The organism is Glutamicibacter sp. AOP5-A2-18, from assembly GCF_052446055.1.
Classification (GTDB): Bacteria; Actinomycetota; Actinomycetes; order Actinomycetales; family Micrococcaceae; genus Glutamicibacter.
Map to the genome: position 1 here is coordinate 60,195 of NZ_JBQSVW010000002.1, position 20,045 is coordinate 80,239.

The following is a 20,045-nucleotide window of genomic DNA, read 5'->3' on the forward strand; positions in this document are numbered from 1 at the left end:
CGATGACTTCTCAAACGCTAAATAACCCTGGATCTGCAAATGGCCAAGAGGTTGTTAAAAAGAGACACGTGAAACTAGCTACAGAATTGGTGAAACAGCGCTACACCTTCCGGCCCATGGCAGAAAAGGATCTTCCTGCTGTGACGCAATTTGTCAGGGCGAATATCCAGGTTTCTGATGGGTTTAGTCTGACCACAGACAATCTGGGCATGCTCGTAGAAGATGCTAGCGGCACATTATCGGCAGCAGTCATCGTGGAAATGGGACTCTTCGAAACGGACACGATTATGTCTGTTTCTCATGTCGCAACCGACCCCGACCATCGAGGAAAGGGCATCGCAACTGTCATGTTGAACATGCTGCACAATATTCCTGAGTCATACGGTGCGCCGCAGCCCACCTTGACTATTGGGTTTACGCATCCAAAGGCCATCAAACTGTATCGACGCGCAGGCTTTAACGTCGGACAGGAAGGTACAGCAACCCCGTCAAGCCCAAATGGAATCTTCCCGGAGACCCGCAGCAGCAACCCTGCATTTCAATATCCGTTCTACCGCTAGAAAATCTGGTTGATCCAATAACGGTCGATATCTAAACTGTCCAGTGCATTAAGGAAGATCTCCCTATGAAACTCTCAGAAGAAGATATTGAATCACTGGCCGTCGCGGTCGATTTTGTACTTAGCGAACTTGACCAAGCCGAGCAGCGAGTGAGTTTTCCTAGACCTGGTGAAAAGCCGAGCAGCGAGGACGCAGAGAACGAGCGCACCAAGCGCGACTTCCTCAAGCAGGAGCGGAGGCGGTATAAGGCCATACGTGCAAGGCTTGTAGGGAACGAACAGCACGGTGTTTCGGTCGCGCAAGAGTTCCTAAACATAGCTCTAGGCCTTGAATCCACGACTTTTCCAGACGATGACAGCGAAGAGTCTTATGAACGGTGGACTACCGACCAATAACGGTTGTTTTTTTGAGCTGAGCTCCCGATCTGATGCTACCGCTCGCTATTCTGGCCTTCGGGCAGTCGCGCAGGACTGGAAGTACCTTTTTCTGAGATTTCGAATGATCCAGACGGCCGAGCGAGAACGATTCCCAAGGCTAGCGTCAGTAGGAGTAAGCCTTCGCGGAAGACTATGCCAATCGCAGAGAGAACAATATTCTCAGGTAGTGCCGTGAGAACCCAATCGCCGAGGTCGGTTGGTTGCATAAGCAGAAAGAGCAGTCCGGCTAGGCCCCAGCGCCGGGTACGTGCATTCAGGGAGAGGCGCAGGACGATAAACACCAGGAACACCCAATGGTGTATCCAGCTAACCGGTGAGAGCAATTGAATGCTTGCGCCTACAATAAGAACTGCATCGAGGGTTCGCTGTGCTTTGTGCAAACGGTAGGCAGTAGCCAAGGCCGCCGCAGCTACGCCAAGGATGAAGAAGGCCTTGACTCCTAGGGGGGCGTCCGCCCAAAAGTATGCGAGAGCGCCGGAAATCGAATTGTTCCCGCTCGTTGCGAAATTGCTGCCCAGATCTACTTTGTCGCTCAGCGACAAGATCTCCACGCTCAGATAATGCCATGTATTTACGGGGAAGAGTACCGCGCCGATGGCCAGGGTGCCCAGACCTCCTGCGCACATCCATATTGCTGCTCGGAACTGGCGAGTAGCGAGAAGATAAAACAGGAAGAATGCAGGAGTGAGCTTGATGCCTGCTGCAATGCCAGTCAATAGTCCGCGAGGCAGCCAAGAAATCCGCTGTGTCTTATTAGCCGCCAGATCATAGAGACAGGCAACAGCTAGCAAGATATTGATCTGCCCGAAAGCGAGATGCTGAGCGATCACGGTTGTTCCGCTCAGCAGGAGAAACAGGGCGATAACAAACTTGGATGAGGGATCGTGGCCGATTGAGCGGGCCAGGAACCTCAGTGCCCAGGCAAGTCCGCAAAGCATGACGAAGGTCCAGACAACCCAAGCCAGCATTGGCGGAAGCAAAGTGAATGGTTGGATGAGTAAAAGGGTGAAAGGGGTGTATACGAAAGGCAACCCCTCATCCGGCAATCGTCCGCTGAAAATATTGTGAGCGTAGATATTCTCAGTTGTGAAAGCCTGGCGAGCCGCATCGTAGTAGACAAAAAAATCTACAGGCATGTAGGTCAGGCTTGATAACGCCAGACATAGAAAAAGTAAGGTCATTGCCAGCGGGAGAAGATACTGAATTACGTATTTCTGCTGTAACACTGGCAACGACCTTACTTGTCTACTGGTTAGAGATTCTCTCTACCCACCCTATGACAATTAGCAAGAGCGAAGATAGAAGGCGTTGGTGATTGCGTAGATGCCGCCATCGTTCTTGCGTAGCAGGGTCGAACCAGGGCCAACGCACTGACCGTAGTTTCCTACAACCTGATCAACCTGGATGTAGGCTCTGCCTGAACCGCAATGATTGTAGTAGCTATACCCTCCGCTGACGTAATAGCCGCATGGCGCAGCTTGAGCGGCAGGGGCTGCTATGACTGCCCCTGACGCAATTATGCCCAGCGCAAGCGCGGCTCCAGTTAGGCGTTTCTTCAATCCGATCATTGGCTTACCTTCTCTTCTGAGGTGCAGTGACAAGACCAGAATATGTATATAAAGGTTTTTAAACCAGTAGTGATATTTAAATATTTTGAGTGTAGGATACGCAAATCAAATACTTGGAATAAAAACAGGCGCCTTCCAGAATTGGTGGCTAGAGCGGTGTGCGGGTCTGTAGCATACGCTTATGACCGCAACAATTATTCGCCCGCTTAGGGGCAGGATTCAGGTAAGGGGCTTGAATGCTCCCCGAGATGGACAGCCAACGAACAAGGAGATGTTCAGAACGGCAACTGGCGCTGCCATCCGACCAACATGGGTTGTGGCCGATCCTGGGGAACCGGGCTGGAAAGGGTATTGGACGATCGCACGTCAACATCTAACGGATGTTGCTGAAGCAGTAGCTATTCGCGATGGACTTGTTCTCATTGATATGCATTACAGCACGGCTGAGCAGTGCGATACGAGATGCCAGACAGCTGAAGGTAATGACTGCACGTGTTCCTGTGAAGGCAAATACCACGGCAGGGGAGAGCATGCTGCTTGGCTCGAAGTCGGCGATACAACGCTGTTTCGTGGGGGAGACGAGAAGATCGTGACGCGTTCTCTCGACGGCCAACAAGCCCTGCGGGATCGGGAAGATAGGTTGGCTGAACTGATTCGTCAGATTGGAAGGTGATCGGCTTTTCATTTGGATCCAATAACGGTGGTTTATGAGGCAGTTGTCATGATCCAATTCTCACCCAAATTTCCCGCTCAAGGTTGGGCAACTAGCCACAATGAGACGACCATTGGGAGAGCTACCACCGCGCTGCAAGGCATCTAGCAAGCCAGCAATAGCACCTGCTGGATGGAAACGTTAACCACCACCGACGGAACCTACCCATCCCTAGGAGACTAAACACCGATTGAGGAACACCCCGACCATTGGGGCCCACTCTGCTGCGGAACACCCAGTGCTCTCACTAGGCGAAGCTATGACGAGACAAGCGCCTAGACCGCCACGGTCAGTGACCGGATCAGAAAAGGAACGGGAGATCCTGGAGCCTTAGATTCTTGCTTTGGTTGCGAATAATATTCTCGATTCAGGGGTTTTTCACGATGTCTATGCGGTAGTCTCCTGGCTGCCAATTGTCCGTAGGATTCATCGAGAATCCTTCGATGTAGAGAGATCCGTCGCCTACACGGCTGGCTTCAAAAGTGAACTGAACGGCTCTGGCTAGCGCTCCCCTGTCTGTCAGGGTTGAGTGAGACCAGCCCCTCATAGCAACCCCCGCCTCACCCCAGACAGGGCGAGAACAAGGAAACTCAGCGCACCATGAGCATCACCACCTTGAAGCAACCAGCCCCTGATGTGTCCGAGAATAGAAGCATGGATTCTTCTCCACGCCCGGACCAGCCCCGACGCCGTGCCATCAGCCCCGCTCAGAAACTTGCCTACCTCGAAGGCTATGACCAAGCCATCCAAACAAGTGAAGGCGGCAGCTACCTACGCGCCAACGGAATCTACTCCTCCCACATCGCTGAATGGCGCAAACTCCGCAACGCAGGGATCCTCGACGAGCACGCCACCACAGCTCAGGGCGGAACGGCACGGACCACGAAGAGCAAACTCACCAAAGAACAAGCAGAAATCGCACGACTGAAGAAAGAATTAGCTGCCCGTGACGCGAAACTCGCGACCACGCAAACCGCGCTAGACATCATGGGAAAAGCACACGCGCTCTTGGAGCAGATCTCGAAGAGCGCGGATTCCGAATAGACTCCCGTGCGTTCATGAAAAACGTCTTTGACCAGCTCGTTGAGTCTGGGATTTCGACTCGCCGAGCCAGTTCTCTGGCTGGTGTCAGCCGAGCCACGATGGCCCGCCACAAGCGTGCTGAACGTTTTCCACCCAAGCCAGTTGATGCGCCTCGTCCAGCACCGGCGAACAAACTCACCGAGGCTGAAGAAGCGTTGATTCTTGAAACGTTGAATAGCGACCGGTTTGTGGATCAAGCACCAGAACAGATCTATGCTGTGCTGCTCAGCGAAGGGACCTACTTGTGTTCGGTGGCCAGCATGTATCGGCTTCTACGTCGGGAAAAACAAGTCGCTGAGCGCCGGCGGCAGGCACGTCATCCGGCCCGGAAAGTCCCTGAATTAGTGGCGTATCAGCCTGGTGAGGTCTTTTCGTGGGACATCACCAAATTGGCGGGGCCTCACAGAGGGACCTACTTCGGTGCGTACGTGATGATCGATATTTACTCTCGTTATATCGTCGGGTGCCAGGTCCACTTGCGGGAGTCTGGGGCTTTGGCTGAAGCGTTCATGAAGCAGGTTTTTGCTCAGGATCAAGTCCCGCAAGTAGTTCATGCTGATCGCGGGACGTCTATGACGTCCAAACCGGTCGCGTCGTTGCTCTCTGATTTGGATGTGTTGCGTTCGCATTCCCGGCCGAAGGTGAGCAATGACAATCCGTATTCCGAGTCGTGGTTTAAGACTTTGAAGTATATGCCGGTATTTCCTGAGCGGTTCGGTTCGTTGGAGCACGCCAGGGATTTTATGGGCCGGTTTGTTCATGCGTATAACACTGAGCATCGCCATTCAGGATTGGGTTTTCATACTCCTGCCGACGTGCATTTCGGGATGACTGGGCACGTGGATGACCAACGCCTAGCGGCGTTGGAAAAGGCATGGGCGGAGCATCCTGAGCGGTTTGGAAAGAACCGGCTCCCGAAGAAAATGTTGCTGCCTGAAGCGGCTTGGATTAACGAACCGATCAAGCAGGAAGAAGGAGAAAAGCTGTTGGTCTAAGACTTAGTGGTCTCACTTGACTTGAAAATTTCCGTTGCCGCCCACCAGAGACGATTTTCCCCGCCATCGAGAACAGCCGGTACCTCCACCGCTTAAGATCCCAGACCGAAGCCTTATGACCGCCAGGCAGCACGGCCAGTTGCAGCCATGCGACCAAGTTCACCGCGAACATTGCCAGGTCAGCCCACGCCTGGTTCGCAGCAAAAGACCAATACGGTAGCTTCCCCAACCCCGCATTCTTCAACGTTTTGATCCTGTTTTCACACCGGCCACGGGCACGGTGCCGGGCATCGAGGAACGCCACGTTGAACCGCGGAGCATTGGTCAAGAACGCTGTCACCCGGTTCCCGTCGGTATCGAACAAGTTTGCTTTCGCACCGGGATGCAACGGCTCAGCGCGCAGATAGATCCTTGTTCCTGGTGGGTAGTCCTTCAGCTCCAAGACTTTGCTCGCGTCAATCACCCACGCGTCATCACGCTGCTGCCCGTCAGCGGTGAGTGCTGGTTCCCAGTACTTCTTCTCATCGATCCACCGGACGAACCGTTCCTTGATGACCGGCAGCGAATATGAGGTGGAGAACTGGATCCCCAACGAATCCAGGTGGTGCAAGAACTCCCGGGAGGACCCAGCATTATCGGTACGGACCAGGATCTTCTCACCGACCAGGTTTCCGTGCTCGTCATAGAAATCATCAGGCAGCTGGGCCAGTGCTTGGCCGAGCACCTCGATATGGGATTTCGCGGAGTTTGCGCCCCGGTTTCCCGGGCGCAACTGCACGGCGAGGACTTCTCCGGTGCCGTGGGCTTTGCCGTAGTCAGCCATGGCGATCATCGGTGAAAAGCCGTATCCGCCTTTATACGTTCCTGCGCTGGATTCTTTCTCGGAATGGACATGAACTAGCGACGCATCGATGTCGATAATCAGCGGATTGGTTGCCGTAGCCAGCCGGGCGGGATTCCGGGGCCCGGCCGCCGTCCAAACCTTGGAACGCAGACTCCGGGTCATGGTGGCGAACCCGTAGGAGAGAGCTTCTGGTTGTTCCTTGATCCGGCCCATGAATCGGCTGATTGTGGCATCCGACGCTACAGGACCGAAGAGGTCTGGTGCGGCTCGTAGCTGGTCGATGTCTGTGGCTTGTTCACCGCCGGCCGCCAACGATAGAGCCAATGCTCCGAGGATCTTGCCTGGACGGTGCGTCGCGGAGGCTGGCACGAACTGGCTGAACCGGTCCTCGCAGAGGCTGCGGAAGTCCAAGGCGTTCAGGAAACTGGTCAGTACAGATAACCCTGCGTGAGAGACCAAGGTTTGGCCGGTGAGTTGGGTCGGGATGGCAGGGAAAACTTGGGTAGAATGGTTCACAGAAAAGGTGATCCTTCGAACGGGTATTTTGGAAGCTTAGACACTCCCATTTTCCCAGTTCAGATCACCTTTTCATCTTTTAAGTCAGTTAATGACTACCGGCCTTCATGAAATACCCGGGCTAAGCCGGCAAGGGCAATGATACCTAGCCAGGAAGCTGCCAGCTCGCTGTACATGCGTCCTGGCTCACCGAGTTGCAGATTGCGGTGCAACTGGTCGATCCAGGTGCGTAATGGCAGGGCACCACTGGTTCCGTAGGCGGTGAGATCGCCGCGGATTTCAGCGGTGGCAGGGTCCACGAAGATGGCCCTGGTTTCGCTCTCGCCCAGTGCTGGGTCGGCATACATCACCCGCGTGGTGTCCCCTTCATTCGGTGCCGGACGCACCGCGACCAAGGCCTCGCTGCTACCCATATAGGAGTTGGCCGCTTCGACTTGATCAGCTAGCGGCAGATAGGAATCAGCAACCGGTGCGTGCAGTTCTTTGGCGTAGACCGCTTGTTCGATCTGCGGCGTGATCGCGTATAAGGCTCCGCTCACGGCGGCGATGAGGATGAACGGACCGATGAAAATTCCTGCGTAGAAATGCAGCCGAAGTAGCAGTTGCCCAAACCAGCCTTTGCGAGTCGGACGGGAAGGCATGGAAGGCGGTTGGGATTCCGGGGGGTGCGGTGTCTAAAAGTGTCATGAGTAATCCTTGAAAGAAGAGAAATAATAGGGCTGGTCATGCCTTGAAGAGGGTTTCACCGACGAATCCTCCTTCGGCACAGCCTGGCGGGATGAGGAACACGGCAGAGCCGATCGGCGTGGTCCACTGGTTCAGCGCGTCAAGCTCCGCCAGACGTTGTTGCAACGGGACATATTGCTTGGCCACGCTTTGTTGGTAGGACACGAAAATCAGTCCCGAATCGGAAATATCGGTTCCAGTGGGCTGCTCGTCATAGTTGTATCCCCGGCGGAAGATCCGCTCGCTGGGGTTCTCTGAGCGGGCGCGTCGAATGTGTGCATGGGCGGGAATGACCGTGAATCCGAGAGCGTTGGTTGCTTCGAAATCGGGTTCGTCGTGTTCCTGACTGCCGGTGGTGGGGGCACCATTCGCCAAGGTTCGTCCAACACTGAATTCTCGACCGGAACGATCCACTTCGTCCCAGGTGTCGACGTCCATCTGGATGCGGCGAATGACCATGGTGGTGCTTCCATCAGGGTTCCATACCAGCGCGTTGAAGTCTGCGGTCTGCGGCGAGGGGTTGACGGTTCCATCAACCTGGCCGAAGAGGTTACGCATCGTCGTGCCAGTAGCTTCTGATCCTCTAGAACGGCGGAATCCTGGTTGCACCCATTTCACCGATGCGAACCGTCGGGCATCTTTGAGCAGCATCCGCTGGGCATGAGCCACGGTCAGCTGATCATCCGAGGCGATATGCAGCAACAGGTCTCCGTCGTTCCACCGTTCTTGCAACCGATCGATACTGAACTTAGGCAGTGGCTGAATACCTGCGGCAGAGGATCCTGCCAGCTCCACCAGCTTCGGGCCAAAGCCGAAGGTCACGGTCAAGCGGGCAGGAACTGCTCCTAGTTCCGGTTCGGTATCTGCCAATGCAGCTTGCCCCTGGGTGAGCCTTGCTGCGTCATCTGTGAGCAGTCGCAGGAGGCGCTGCACTGCTGCACTGTCCACCTTTTCATTCAGGGCGAGAGAGATGTAGGTGGCGTGGGCTTGCGGTTCCGTAGCGATGCCTGCTTGGTGGGGGCCATAGAACGGAATCACGGTGTTCCCGTGCAACTGATCCGCTGCCTCAGCGGGCGCGGTGGTGCTAGTCAAGGACTCAATGCCGAGGGCTGCGATCGCTCCCAGCCCAGCGGCGGCTCCACCGAACAGTACTCCGCGCCGACTCGGGCCACTTTGAAAGGGTGTCTTTTCGTGGGGCATTAGTGATCGTGGGCGCTTTCCGATGCGGAATGGTCCATATCCATGGTGCTGTGGTCCATGTCCCCGTGCTCGGTGCCTTCGTATTTTTCGTTGGCTCCGGCGAACTCCTTGACGGGGGCGGTGACATCGAAGGTGGTGTCATCGGAGAAGGTCAGGGTCAGGTTCACATCATTGCCTGGTTGCAGTGGTTCGGTGAGGTCCATGAGCATGATGTGGTCTCCCCCGGGTTCCAGATGCAGTTCGCTATGGGCGGGGATGGTGAAGCCACCGGTTTTTTCACGCATGACCATGGCCCCGGATTCATTGGCTACGGTCTCGTGCAGTTCCAGGTCGGTGGAGGCAGGGCTGGTCACGGAGGTAACGGTGATGTCGTGGTCCCCGGTGTTTTCAATGGTGCCGAATCCTGCGGACATGCCTTCGTCAGCGGCCTTCACCCACGGATCTTTCATGGTGACCGTGGCATTGGCCGGTGATGCGGGGCTGTTCTCGGCGGAGTTTGTAGCGCAGCCGCTCAGGGTGAGCAGGGCAGCGGCACAGAGGGCAGCGGTACGCAGAGCAAAAGAGGTGTTCAAGGTTCATCCTAAAAATATGGAAGCGCAGACAGCGCGCTTCGAAGGAGATATGCTGTTGAGCCCAAAAACTCTGGATGCCGAGCAATATGCAGGGCAACCGGTTGTTGGGGATGGCATGGTGAGGGAATGCCCTCAGAAGAAGGGCATGGAAGTCTATGGTGTAAGCGCACTGTGCGGATTACTGAGCGACGGGGCGCGAAACTATGCAGGCAGTTGCTGAGCTAGGAAATCATCACGATGAATAGTTGTGCGTGAAGCAGCATGCCAGGCCCGGGTTCAAAGCGGTCTTGCATACGAGCAAATTCCTGTGGACAGCAACACGAGACGCAACAAATCCGCCTGTCAGTCGTCAGTAAGGCAGACGTAAAAAACCCACAGACGCGTTGATCTGTAAATGGGAGTGATCTTACACCGTGGTGAGTGCGGGTGGACCCCGACGAATAACCGACGTTGAATACACGCATATCGTGCAGGTCGGGATTTCACGCGGGGCAGTGGGAGTCGGCTGTGGGTGGATTAGCTGGTAGGCGAAAGTAACTAGTCGCCACAGCAGTTTCCAGGTCAATAGGTCAACGATGTTAGCGGCAGCGATGAGCATTTGTTCGCTACGATGCAGAACCAGCACGGTAGCAAGGCCCGCCATGAGGTGGGCTAGAAGCATCGTGGTATCACCATGGCTCATGGTGGCAGCGTCGACCGAGGTAGTGACATCTATGGGCATAGTCATCCCATGATGCGCGTGCATGCCCTGCCCGCCAATGATGGACGCAGCTGAATGCCCGGCCCCCATCGAGAACAACAGATGAAAGAGCAGCTGGCTGAATCCAACCATCCCGGCCAAGCGCCACAGGGTGAATTGTCGACCGCTAAGCAACATGCACACTAGAAACGACAGCGCGAGAGGCAGCGCGACGTTCAGGAGTCCTGGTACGTCTCCGCCTGCGAGTACGTGGGAGCACAGAGAAACGAACGTCGCAAAGAATGCGGCGGTCGTGCCTCTGAGAACACGTGTCGAGCGGGCGGATTTTTGCACACCCCTAGTATTCCAGACTGAGCGCTGTATTTCGACATCCCGTAAAACTGAAGTGGTAATGGCCCCTGTTTGCAGAAGGACCGAAAACGGTCATTTATGGGACGCAGGATCAACTGCTCGCGCCTTATCCGTCAGTGAGCGGATTCGCAGTCTTTTCGGATTCCCGAAACCTGATTCCGGAACGGTATTTCCCACAATCCATGGTCAGTGGTTTACGGGATGCAGCTGACTTCAGATTTTTTGGCTGATTTTTAGATTTTTGAGTCGTGCCCGAAAGAGGTTGTGTCTCCAATGGTTCCGTCTTGCGGTCCACCGTGAATAGAAGATATTGACCGCGAGGAGAAACACGGCCATTCGGATGCCTCGAGTGGCTGTTCACGGGAACCGGGTGAAGAACTGCCGGTGAGGCCTGCGTCATGGCGTAGCATGCCGGTGTTCCTTTAGGCTTGGCCGGGGCAATCCCATTTCGCTTTACTTCGGTGCCCGCGTCCTGTACTTCAGCAAAGACCGATTTTTCTTGGCTGGTCACGGTTCTTGTGGGGTTGCTGAGTAAATTTCTCCGGTCTTGATCTATACCTGTTACCCGGCCGTAAGGTCAGAGGCCATAGAACTATTGGACAACCCAGGAGTTCATGTTGAACACCCACCGCAAAGACATTCATCTATCTCTCTCACCTGACCAGTACGATGACTTGACCAGCGCTTTGGAGACCCACCTTAACGGGTTACACCAGTTCGCCAAGGAGTCGGCTTTAGGTTTCGGTTTAGAGACCACTTATTGGTCTCACCGCGTTGCAGAAGTCCAAGGACTGCTCGAAGCTGTGCATCGTCTCGCGGCAGAAGAAAACCCCGACGCGGTGAACCAAGACCTGCAGCGCCTTTCCCACGATTCACATGAGCATCCGCACTCGTAGCACGCACCACAGGCGTGCTCGATTAATGAAGCGAAAGCGGAGCCTGAACCTCTTCAGCTTTCGAAGCTGAACGAGGCTGATCAAACCGGTGATAGAACGGCGCAATAAAAGACTTACTGGTAGAGAGCTACGGATTTAGCTGTGCGGCATGGCCGATGACTGGCCTTAAGCCGCAATGCTCCTTTCTCTGCCATCCGAAAGTGTGCGGAAAGGGTCAGAGGCTCAAGCGCTGCCCGTAGCTTTTCGTGTCTGACACTGGGTGGAATACCGGGATGGGCAGTGCCACTGCGCAGGAATCCCAATACTTTACTCGGAAAGTTACCGCGCCTTGATTCTCTGTGCGAGCAAAAAGCTCTGGGATGTGAGTTGTAGCTTCCTCCGGATCGACTGACTTCAATACGGGGTTCGGCGGGGAAACATAGAGGAATTTAAGTTCATCAGAGCCAGCGTCGAGCATAGCGACCAACGCAGATCGCCCGTGCATGGATACCATGCCCATGACGTCGTTGAGAAGTTCGGCAGGATCAGCCATGACCACTGGCATTCCCTGAGCCCAGCCGTGCGCGGCGAGGTGTGCGCGTCCTTCACATGATCCGAGCAGATCGCTGACGCGTTCGGCAGTTTGCGTTCTTACGAGACGTCCTGGCATTGGTACTACCTCCACTGTGTTCTTGAGTCTTCCGAGTGATCCCCATCAGCTTGGAACAAGACACAACGCAGACTGGCTGCCTGTCGCTGCGGTTCTTAGTGTGTTGTTTCCACCCTAGGATGATCAGCGCAACAACGCTACCGATTCAGGTAAACGTTAATAAAAGTTCACGTCAACTCATCAATTGGCAGTTTTTCAAGGAATCAAATTGCCTGTGGAAAGAAAAAGTGGATTGGCGGAAGAATGCCGAAAATGACTAGTCAGACAGGCAAAGGCTGGGGGCCGCGCGTTGCTCAGAGCGCATATGAAGCGTCGAAACTGGGGATCGGTGAGGATTCTCAGAAATTTAAAAGGTTTGACTAGGGAATTGGCACAAGGCTCAGCGATTATCAGATGACAGCTGGGCATCCGCCGCCCTGTTGTCGTTGCTGACGTAGAGGGGGATCTGGTGAAGCGCGGCGCTATGAGCCCAGAAATGGACGCGAAAGCGCGTGATCCTATTCTCGCTGTGCCTGACGCAGAGTTCCGCGAGCGTAGTTCCCGATGGCAGAGGAACAACTCTGGTGAAGAGGGGGCTGGGGATGGTGACATGCCACAGTTGCAAGGCGTCAGTTTGAGCGTTGGTGAGCACCAGAAGCACAGCCCGTCCATGGACGGAAACAAACCCCATGACGTCTTCCACCAGCTCATCTCGGTGGGCAAAGACTACTGGCATGCCTTCCACCCATCCATACGCGGTGAGGTGCCTTTGAGTTATAGGGCAGTGCAGCAGCTCGTTGAGACGTTGGGTGGCGGGGGTATGCAGTTCGGGCGTGTTCATATCTTCCTCCATTGAGGGCAGCTTGCCCTAAGCTGACCGACCACGAGCTTTACTGAATTTTATTCAGGTACGTTCCCCGGTTTCGCCTCTGACGCTCGGTAATCTTCGTGGAGTGATCTTCTGAGAATACTCCTAACTTGGGAAAGAGGGTATTCAATCGGCGGAAGACTTTGGGCGTCTCATGGCCGGCAAACTTAAGGGGATGGCCCAGGCCCGATGACGTCGATCTCTATGAATGAACTAATTGGTGTGAAGCTTGTCCATTTTATTGATCCGTCGGTAGAGGGTTGCGCGGGACATGCCCATGTCTTTGGCGACTTGTGTTGCTGGTTCGCCGGCCTGGATGAGTTTTGCGGCGGTGCGGATCTGGGACTCGGTAAAGGTCGGGCGTCGACCTCCAAGGTCGCCGCCGCAGGTGCGGCGTTTGGTGACGGAGTCGTTGATGCGTTCGCGTTTGATCTCTAATTCCATTTGGGCCAGTGCTGCCATGACGGTGAAGACCATGGCACCCATGGGTGTTTTGGTGTCAACGTCGCCGCCGCCCAAGTTCAGCACCCGTAAACCAATATTTCGCTCACGAAGTTCTTCGGCTAATTCGAGCATTTTTTGGGTGGAGCGCCCGAGTCTGTCCAGGGTGGTGATCACGAGCGTGTCGTTCGGGTGCAGCGATTCGAGCGCCTTACCGAGTCCGGGCCGCTTCGCCAATGCGCCGGATAGGCCGTGGTCGATATAGAGGTCATCGCGCCGGACCCCGGCCGCAAGAAGATCCTGGATTTGCCGGTCAGCGTCTTGGGCTTTCGTTGATACGCGGGCGTATCCGATCAGTTTGGTCATCGGTCCTTCGAAAGTGTCTCGCAACTAATGGTGTTGACCTGATTTTACGTCATTGGTTGCGACACATGGTTGCGAGAATTTCGAACCGTTGAGTTTCCGCGAATTTTTCATCAGGGGAGTGGTAGGTGGTGAGACGTCTTGCAACCTATGGGATGCAAGACGCAATTAGGGCGATACTGGATGAATGAATAATTTTTTTCAGATACCGCCCAATTTACCGAATTCGTCGCAGTTCGATATACCAGATCCTCGCGATGCTGAACATCGGGAAGCAATGCAAGTCTCGCGGACGCAAATGAAAATTGCAGAGCAATCTCGTGATTTAGCTCAGGAAGCGAGAGACGCCGCCACGCTTAGCGCGGAACATGCGGCCCGACAAACTGAAATGTTGTCGGCTATGCGCAAACTCAGTGAGGAGTTGGCGTCTGAACGTCGTGTATCAGCAGCGCGCGAAGATATTCAGCAAGGATTCAACCGTCGAATGTCTTGGGCAGCCATATTGCTTGCAGGGGCAGCCGTAACAGTCCCATTTATAGTTTTATTGATTGAGCAAGTGACCTCACCCTGATTGTTCGCCATACTGGATCCATGTCATTTGATCCACATAACCTTTCTCCAGAAGAGCTAGAAGAACTTTCTGCGCAGGCCAAAGTTGCATCTGCAGCGTGGAACTTCCTGAATCCTTTCTATGCTGAGAATTTTGAAGCTGCATGGGAATTTCTTCATCCCGTATATCGGCTTTGCCTAGTGCAATGGTGGGTCGAGGCTAATAAGAATTCCTTGATTGTCGATGGGTATGATCCTGAGGCTGTTGTGGGTGACCTGTCTCAACCCGATGCGATGACCGAACCACTGTGGGTGGATTTTTCAACGGTGATTTTGCGAGAATTTCGAGCGGCTTACCCGCTTAATGTTGCCACTGCGGGCATTGGGGGCACTCCGCGGACCGTTGCTTTAGATACAGAACTTTTGTATGTGCATCCAGAGGTCCCAGGGGGAGTCGCGTGGCAACCTGGTGAAGAAAGGCCTTTCTACGCGATTCTTATGCGCCTGATGGATGGTCAGTGGAGAGTCCTAAACTGGGCGTCAGAAAAGATTCCTATACCGGGCATGCCTCCTGAGATATTTTGATGAATTCCTTGTGCGAGTTCCGAGAAAATTTTACCGTTCCTTGGTAGTGGAAAATCCTTGATTCAAAGTGATAACAAGTGTTATATTTGAAGTCAGGAAATGCTAGTTTCGAGGTTTAGGAGGTTGTCATGAGCCAGCTAATGGAACGTCCACAGCATGATGAAATGCGCGCGCAGCTGCTGAAAGCTCGGCAGCGGGTAGAGGTTGATGCGCTGGACTACAAGCGCACTTTGAAGGCTGCTGCTGGTGGAATGACTCAGCGCGAGATGGCGGCGTTGCTGGGTATGTCTCAGCCGGCCGTGGCGAAGGCGTTGCAGCGTGCCCAGGCTGTACCGGCTGTGGTTGGGGGGTTCAACGCTGCAAGCCCTTATGAGGTGTGCCAGCGGTATGCGGCCGGGTATATCGGCCGTGAGGAACTGGTGCGCCAGCTGGTCGAGTGGCCTTATAAGCCGACCCCCTGGGCGAACGAGTACGGGGAGTACGAAGAGAGCCTGGAAGGAACTTGGGAAGAAGTAGGTGACGCGCTGCGGCATGAGCTGATTGACGCTGCTACTTACGATGAAGTTTTGATGAAGACGGCCGATTAGGCGGCGAGCAACCGAAGGGTGAATCGTTGGCTAACGACGAATCAATAGAACGACATTACGCGGCGCTGCGCCAGGTGCTGGCTGATCCTGATATGAACCCGCGCGGGGCATACTCGACGATCAAACAAGAGCAGTATTTTATTCAAAGCGGATCGCGGCCACGTGCCATGTCGGAGCGAGAACTTTTGCATAAGAAGTGGATGCAAGAGGTTGTTGCTGATTCGGCTAAGCGCGGCGAAATCAGGCACGAGGGAAAAGCCATTGTGATGGCTGGACCGCCCGGAGCTGGCAAGGGAACCGTGCAACGCGAACGCTTGAATGACGTTCCTGGTTATGTGCAGTGTGACCCGGATATGTTCAAAGAGAAGATCATCCAGCATGAATTAGAGAGCGGGAATCTGGATCGTCTGAAAACTCCATTGGTGAAAGAACTTGAAGCCCAGGGGCACAAGTTCGCGCCAATGGAGTTTGCTGCGTTAGTGCATGAAGAATCGTCCATGCTCGGCGCCAAGCTACAGAAAGACTTGTGCAAGGATGGCACGAACTATGTCATTGATACGGTGCTGAAATCGCAGGGATCGGCGCAGGAAGTCGCTGCTACTTTGGACAAGCGTGGCTACACCTACGATGTGGTGAGCGTGCAGGCAACATTCGAGGAATCCAAGGCCGGAATCTATGGCCGTTGGCAGGCAGGGCGCGAAGCGTTTGAGCGCGGAGAGAGTCAACTTGGCGGCCGCCCAGTGCCATCAGATTTTGCAAATAATCTGGTCACACCAGACGGAAAGTCAGCCACTGAGGAATCGGCAAATTGGTTGGCCGAAAACGGCAAGGGTGTTGTGAGCTTCACACAGTATCGTCGAGGTTCGGCAACGCCGGAGATTGACTGCGTAAAAGTCGATGGGAAGCTAGTTGATCGCGGTATCGGAGACTCCTTCCAAGGCAAAGATACTGCGGATTCAAGGACGGTCGTACCAAGAAAACCCGTGGGTGGAATCAACGCCGATTTTCCGCAGCCAGCGGGACAAAAGCGGCAGGGACAACCACAACAAAGACCTTATGGTTTTGGGAACCATGCACCGACGAAGGATCAAGGGCTTGAACGCTAGTTGACCAGGACTAGTAGTTAAGATGATTCGCTGGCTCAGAGATCCGTGCACAACCCAAGATCGCATCAGGTGAGAGAACTCCGGTACCGCAACTTTTGGGCTGTGTGCGGTCGGTCGGATGGTTCCTGCTGTCCATCATGTGTGCGAAAAAAGCAGCGGAGCGGGAGGGCTTTTTTCGTGCCCATGTGGGCAGGAGGCTAGACACTTAGTCACGGGTTAAACAAGGGCCGGTGCTCACCTCACGGTGAGCACCGGCCCTTTGCTGTGCGCTGGCTTAACTTTCGTTGTCAGCGTTCGCTTCTTCGGCCTTCTTGCGCGTGCGACGACGCGAAGGGGAACCAATCTTATTCAGCTCGGTTTGAGTCCAGCCCTTCTTTAATGCGGCGTTGAAAGCTTGCTTTTCGGCGGCTTTGGCCTGCTCTAGCTGCTGTTCAGCTTCCACGCGGGCGGCGACCGCCTGGGCGATATTGCTTGCTGCTTCCATGCGCAGATCGTTTTGCGCTTGGAGCTGTTCGAGAATGCGGTTTGCTGCGTCGCTCATGGCTAGAACCTTCCGATAGGTTTGCGCCGACTTAGCAAGGCCAATCCGGCGATTGACTGATGCTTCCAGCGTAGCGCGGTCAGGCCATGAAGCCAACGCTTGTTACACCCTGGTGAGAGACAGTGCGCCGCCGATGAGGCGGAGCAAGCTATAGACTTAGCATAGCTAAGTCGGCTTGCCGCTTTACTGCGTGCAGCGGGCATGGGACACTTGAATCAGTTGATTCATGTGGTGTTGCACTGGGCTGGAAGGATTGGTTGTGGCTGAGCGGAAGCGTCAGGCGAACATCGGCGGTGGCCGTAGGGTCATTCGCCAGTTGAAGCTTTCCGTAGCCCAGGACACCGCTTTACGCGTTCACGCCGACGAACTTGGAGTGAGCGTTCAGCGGCTTCTCGTTGAATCAACCTTGTCCGCTTTTCAAGGTGAAACGGTCACCGAACGGCGGGACTTGTTGACAGCCTTGTTCCAGTTGCAGCGCGGCCTTGCCGCTGCGGGAAACAACATTAACCAAATTGCCCGTGTCGCAAATTCGACGGGAGAAATCAAGAACGAGCTGCATGACTCTTTGGAACATCTGCGTGCGACGGTTAACCGCATTGATGAGGTCTTGGAGTCGTTGAGGATCGTGGGAGAGCCGTCATGATTCCAAATGTCACTCGTGGTGGTCGCATGGCCGGTTTGATGAATTACCTGGTTGGCCCTGGCCGCTCCAACGAGCACGAGAACCAACGGCTCATTGCCGGAGATGATCGCGTTACTTTCGCTTATGCTCCTGGTGCTGATTTGTCGAAGTATGATGCTTTTGAGATTGCCGAGATGCTGGATGCGCCGCGCAAGGTGCACGGTACGGAAGTGACCAAGCCGGTGTATGCGAAAGACGAAGAATCCGGCGAGTTCTTGAAGGATGAAAACGGCAAGAAGATCCGTACCGGGTCGAAGGATGCGCACGTGTGGCATTGCTCCTTGGCTGTTGAATCCGGGTACGGCTCAGTGCCCGATGAGCAGTGGGAGAAGATCGCGAAGTCCTTCGTGGAAAAGATGGGTTTCATTGATCCGGACGGCGCGAAATCCTCGCGCTGGGTTGCGGTGCATCACGGCGCATCGAAGAATGGCAACGACCATATTCACGTAGTGGTGTCGATGGTTCGCGAGGACGGAACCAAGGCGAGCACGCACAATGATTTCCACCGCGCCCAGGTCGCGTGCCGCGAGCTGGAAACAGAGTATGGATTGCCTCGATTGGAGTCCCAGGAACACGGCAAGGGTCTGGCGGGAGAGAAGCCAGCAGAGCGTGCGAGGGCCGAGCGTGGGAATAATGCTTTGTCGGATAAGTTCGAGCTGCGTCGCCGTCTGCGTGCAGCCTTGTCCACGGCGAATAGTGCCGAAGAGTATGTGCGCCATGCACAGGACTTGGGCGTGCGTGTTGCCCCGAGTTTCAAGGCCGGATCGAACAGTGAAGTGCGCGGCTATCGGGTGTCTTTGGGCGAACGCGGCAGTGATGACAAAGTGATTTGGTACGCGCCGTCAAAGCTGGATTCCACTCTTGCCTGGAATGATATTCACGCCAGGTTCGGGAACAAGGATCGCGTGGCCGGGGATGCCTATTTGGTGTCCTTGCATTCATCGAGCCAGTCCCGCGGGGATCGCAAGGCAGTAGCGCATCCGGTCAGTGCTCAGCAGTTGGATCGGATGATGAGCCATAAGACTGGCCCGGATACGCTGGCGAACATTTACGCGCGTTTGTCGTTGCAGTTCGAGCGCGGCAGGCCAGCGACGTTCCAGCAGCTTTCAGAGTCTTACGCCCGTGCTGCCCAGGGTGGAGGCAATGTGCGCTACGCGGCAAGGCTGAACCAGCGATTCAAAGCTGGCAAAGGTTATGGCTGGGTTGCTTTGGCGAAGCAAGCTGGTCGCTTAGGCCGAGTCATGATGCAGAATCATATGGCTGCTGATCGGCCTCGTTTTGCTTCGGGTGTCGATCGCTTGATCAACGATGCCGAGAACATTGTGAACGCGGAAATGAAACGTATCCAGGCACAGGAAGCGCAGAAAGTGGGTGCGTCGAAGGCACCGCATGTTCCGTACCGGGATTGGAACGCCGGGGCGCGTCCTGGATCGGGTACTGACCAGGGTTACGAACGATAGGCCCCAACCTAACGAGAGGAAGCACCGTGGAAAGCCAGGAAGAATCAGAGATGATGCAGGACTTCGGCAGCATTGTCCGAGCCGTGATGGGTTCGGGAATGCAAATGGCCGAGAACGCCCAGCGCCGAGCACAAATGCGGCTGTCCGAGGCCAATGCGGAAGTAGAGCGTGAACGCAACGTGGCTCAGATGGTTCACCGAGATTTATCTTCAGCGCAGTTCTGGAAGAGCGCTGGCAGCGAGGCGATTGCCGACAGGATGATCGTGGCCAGCGAACTTGCTGGACGCCATGAATCAGCTTCCCAGGCGTTCATGGCTGGTGCTGACCGTATCCGCAATCAGTTCGGGATCAACGTGGAGGACATTAACCGGGATCATCCCACGGCGGCGACTGACCGCCACCGGGCCTTGCGGGATGCGCTGGATGACTACCTGGCCGGCCAGCGGGAGCACGCCGAAGGCAACCCGGTAGCAGCCGAGCAGGCGCAGGAGAACGAAGAAGCTCACCAAGCAGTGGCTGAGCGCGCAGCAGGTGAAGAACTGGCTGATGAGGCTCACGCTGACGCGGCGGAGCGGCGCGCCGAGCAAGAGCCGGTGCTTGGTGGCAAAGAACAGGGTGAGCCAACTGAAAATTCTGCGGCTCCCGCAGCTCCTAAGCATGCCGATGGGGCAAAACCTGGTTCTGCTGATGCAGAGCCGAAGCAGAACAGCCCCGCTGCGCAACGGCTGCTGACGGTGTGGAAAGATAAGGGCGGCAAAGACGCTGATTTCCCGTTGGCTCCAACCACCGCTAACCCCCAGACAGCCATGAAGAACCGCAAGCGAGTCATGGCCGGAGCGGCCCCGGCACGCACACAGGGACAGGAGCGAACGCGATGATCGGCATTCCCCCAAACGATGATGAGCTGGATCTGGACGCTGGCGAGGCCAACGAGCCAGCGTCCCAACAACCAGTGACCGAGCAAGAACCAGAAGAACGCCCCTTCCTCTATGAGGATGCGGAACAGTGGCTGCATGGGTATGCGCTACCGCGCTACTTGCGCAGGCATGGCCCCTCAGGCCATGCGTGGGCACCG

Annotated in this window: 25 protein-coding genes; 13 read left to right on the top strand and 12 right to left on the bottom strand. The window is 55.3% G+C overall.

Translation table 11 applies throughout. The features are described from left to right. Nucleotides 1-2: 2 nt before the first annotated feature. On the top strand, nucleotides 3-560 hold the full coding sequence (locus ACT3RW_RS17525) for a GNAT family N-acetyltransferase (protein WP_096254235.1): 558 nt from the start codon (nucleotides 3-5) through the stop codon (nucleotides 558-560). Nucleotides 561-625: 65 nt separating this feature from the next. Beyond that, nucleotides 626-955, top strand: coding sequence for a hypothetical protein (locus ACT3RW_RS17530; protein WP_442334675.1), 330 nt, complete (start codon nucleotides 626-628; stop codon nucleotides 953-955). A 35-nt stretch (nucleotides 956-990) separates the two neighbouring features. Here the strand turns inward: ACT3RW_RS17530 and ACT3RW_RS17535 are convergent, their stop codons facing one another. The 3 genes from ACT3RW_RS17535 to ACT3RW_RS17545 all read right to left on the bottom strand — a co-directional run bounded on the left by ACT3RW_RS17535 (nucleotide 991) and on the right by ACT3RW_RS17545 (nucleotide 3,250). Continuing rightward, complete coding sequence (locus ACT3RW_RS17535; RefSeq protein WP_443446703.1) at nucleotides 991-2,223, bottom strand: glycosyltransferase 87 family protein; 1,233 nt, start codon at nucleotides 2,221-2,223, stop codon at nucleotides 991-993. A 57-nt stretch (nucleotides 2,224-2,280) separates the two neighbouring features. After that, complete coding sequence (locus ACT3RW_RS17540) at nucleotides 2,281-2,565, bottom strand: DUF6355 family natural product biosynthesis protein (RefSeq protein ID WP_096254232.1); 285 nt, start codon at nucleotides 2,563-2,565, stop codon at nucleotides 2,281-2,283. Between the two features lie 373 nt (nucleotides 2,566-2,938). Further along, entirely contained in the window at nucleotides 2,939-3,250 is a 312-nt protein-coding gene (locus ACT3RW_RS17545; protein WP_205738228.1) for a hypothetical protein, read from the bottom strand. Nucleotides 3,251-3,877: 627 nt separating this feature from the next. Between ACT3RW_RS17545 and ACT3RW_RS17550 the strand changes: the two genes are divergently transcribed. Next, a protein-coding gene (locus ACT3RW_RS17550) for an IS3 family transposase (RefSeq protein WP_444614675.1) occupies nucleotides 3,878-5,355 on the top strand; the annotation gives its coding sequence in 2 pieces (ribosomal slippage) (nucleotides 3,878-4,274 and nucleotides 4,274-5,355; 1,479 coding nt in all). Here ACT3RW_RS17550 and ACT3RW_RS17555 read toward each other — a convergent pair. The 4 genes from ACT3RW_RS17555 to ACT3RW_RS17570 all read right to left on the bottom strand — a co-directional run bounded on the left by ACT3RW_RS17555 (nucleotide 5,321) and on the right by ACT3RW_RS17570 (nucleotide 9,213). After that, entirely contained in the window at nucleotides 5,321-6,715 is a 1,395-nt protein-coding gene (locus ACT3RW_RS17555; protein ID WP_444614676.1) for an IS1380 family transposase, read from the bottom strand. The genes ACT3RW_RS17550 and ACT3RW_RS17555 overlap by 35 nt on opposite strands. A gap of 95 nt (nucleotides 6,716-6,810) precedes the next feature. Continuing rightward, nucleotides 6,811-7,356 carry a PepSY-associated TM helix domain-containing protein gene (locus tag ACT3RW_RS17560; protein WP_444614677.1) on the bottom strand — a complete coding sequence of 182 codons (546 nt, stop codon included), beginning with the start codon at nucleotides 7,354-7,356 and terminating at the stop codon, nucleotides 6,811-6,813. An 82-nt stretch (nucleotides 7,357-7,438) separates the two neighbouring features. Beyond that, nucleotides 7,439-8,641, bottom strand: a complete 1,203-nt coding sequence (locus ACT3RW_RS17565) for a Dyp-type peroxidase (protein ID WP_444614678.1) — start codon at nucleotides 8,639-8,641, stop codon at nucleotides 7,439-7,441. Beyond that, complete coding sequence (locus tag ACT3RW_RS17570) at nucleotides 8,641-9,213, bottom strand: copper chaperone PCu(A)C (RefSeq protein WP_444614679.1); 573 nt, start codon at nucleotides 9,211-9,213, stop codon at nucleotides 8,641-8,643. Before ACT3RW_RS17570 ends, ACT3RW_RS17565 begins: the two co-directional genes overlap by 1 nt. Before the next feature lie 49 nt (nucleotides 9,214-9,262). Between ACT3RW_RS17570 and ACT3RW_RS17575 the strand changes: the two genes are divergently transcribed. Beyond that, nucleotides 9,263-9,433 (top strand): hypothetical protein, encoded by a 171-nt coding sequence (locus ACT3RW_RS17575; RefSeq protein WP_444614680.1) that lies wholly within the window; start codon nucleotides 9,263-9,265, stop codon nucleotides 9,431-9,433. Between the two features lie 186 nt (nucleotides 9,434-9,619). On the opposite strand, the gene ACT3RW_RS17580 is transcribed toward ACT3RW_RS17575, so the two are convergent. Beyond that, nucleotides 9,620-10,090, bottom strand: a complete 471-nt coding sequence (locus ACT3RW_RS17580; RefSeq protein WP_141392852.1) for a hypothetical protein — start codon at nucleotides 10,088-10,090, stop codon at nucleotides 9,620-9,622. A 788-nt stretch (nucleotides 10,091-10,878) separates the two neighbouring features. Here ACT3RW_RS17580 and ACT3RW_RS17585 point away from each other — a divergent pair. Continuing rightward, nucleotides 10,879-11,160 (top strand): hypothetical protein, encoded by a 282-nt coding sequence (locus ACT3RW_RS17585; protein WP_096254225.1) that lies wholly within the window; start codon nucleotides 10,879-10,881, stop codon nucleotides 11,158-11,160. Between the two features lie 214 nt (nucleotides 11,161-11,374). On the opposite strand, the gene ACT3RW_RS17590 is transcribed toward ACT3RW_RS17585, so the two are convergent. From ACT3RW_RS17590 to ACT3RW_RS17600, 3 genes are all read right to left on the bottom strand, one after another. Then, entirely contained in the window at nucleotides 11,375-11,809 is a 435-nt protein-coding gene (locus ACT3RW_RS17590; protein ID WP_096254224.1) for a hypothetical protein, read from the bottom strand. Nucleotides 11,810-12,188: 379 nt separating this feature from the next. Further along, complete coding sequence (locus ACT3RW_RS17595) at nucleotides 12,189-12,629, bottom strand: hypothetical protein (RefSeq protein WP_141392850.1); 441 nt, start codon at nucleotides 12,627-12,629, stop codon at nucleotides 12,189-12,191. 240 nt (nucleotides 12,630-12,869) lie between these two features. Continuing rightward, entirely contained in the window at nucleotides 12,870-13,463 is a 594-nt protein-coding gene (locus ACT3RW_RS17600) for a recombinase family protein (RefSeq protein ID WP_441717720.1), read from the bottom strand. Between the two features lie 184 nt (nucleotides 13,464-13,647). Between ACT3RW_RS17600 and ACT3RW_RS17605 the strand changes: the two genes are divergently transcribed. From ACT3RW_RS17605 to ACT3RW_RS17620, 4 genes are all read left to right on the top strand, one after another. After that, entirely contained in the window at nucleotides 13,648-14,031 is a 384-nt protein-coding gene (locus tag ACT3RW_RS17605) for a hypothetical protein (RefSeq protein WP_443437612.1), read from the top strand. A gap of 20 nt (nucleotides 14,032-14,051) precedes the next feature. Further along, a complete protein-coding gene (locus tag ACT3RW_RS17610; protein WP_444614681.1) occupies nucleotides 14,052-14,594 on the top strand; it encodes a hypothetical protein in 543 nt (180 codons plus the stop codon). A 128-nt stretch (nucleotides 14,595-14,722) separates the two neighbouring features. After that, the gene (locus ACT3RW_RS17615; protein WP_443437610.1) at nucleotides 14,723-15,181 is read left to right on the top strand and encodes a hypothetical protein; all 459 of its coding nucleotides are present in this window, start codon (nucleotides 14,723-14,725) and stop codon (nucleotides 15,179-15,181) included. A 26-nt stretch (nucleotides 15,182-15,207) separates the two neighbouring features. After that, entirely contained in the window at nucleotides 15,208-16,287 is a 1,080-nt protein-coding gene (locus ACT3RW_RS17620; RefSeq protein WP_443437609.1) for a zeta toxin family protein, read from the top strand. 274 nt (nucleotides 16,288-16,561) lie between these two features. Here ACT3RW_RS17620 and ACT3RW_RS17625 read toward each other — a convergent pair whose 3' ends face one another. After that, nucleotides 16,562-16,828 (bottom strand): hypothetical protein, encoded by a 267-nt coding sequence (locus ACT3RW_RS17625; protein WP_443437608.1) that lies wholly within the window; start codon nucleotides 16,826-16,828, stop codon nucleotides 16,562-16,564. A 259-nt stretch (nucleotides 16,829-17,087) separates the two neighbouring features. On the opposite strand from ACT3RW_RS17625, the gene mobC reads away from it, so the two are divergent. The 4 genes from mobC to ACT3RW_RS17645 all read left to right on the top strand — a co-directional run. After that, nucleotides 17,088-17,471 carry a plasmid mobilization relaxosome protein MobC gene (gene mobC / locus ACT3RW_RS17630; protein ID WP_441688228.1) on the top strand — a complete coding sequence of 128 codons (384 nt, stop codon included), beginning with the start codon at nucleotides 17,088-17,090 and terminating at the stop codon, nucleotides 17,469-17,471. Continuing rightward, nucleotides 17,468-18,970: a relaxase/mobilization nuclease domain-containing protein gene (locus tag ACT3RW_RS17635; protein WP_443437607.1), complete on the top strand. Its 1,503-nt coding sequence runs from the start codon at nucleotides 17,468-17,470 to the stop codon at nucleotides 18,968-18,970. Before mobC ends, ACT3RW_RS17635 begins: the two co-directional genes overlap by 4 nt. A 26-nt stretch (nucleotides 18,971-18,996) precedes the next feature. Continuing rightward, complete coding sequence (locus ACT3RW_RS17640) at nucleotides 18,997-19,848, top strand: hypothetical protein (RefSeq protein ID WP_013350305.1); 852 nt, start codon at nucleotides 18,997-18,999, stop codon at nucleotides 19,846-19,848. After that, the coding region (locus ACT3RW_RS17645) for a hypothetical protein (protein ID WP_444614682.1) at nucleotides 19,845-20,045 on the top strand (201 nt) is incomplete at its 3' end. The genes ACT3RW_RS17640 and ACT3RW_RS17645, both read left to right, overlap by 4 nt.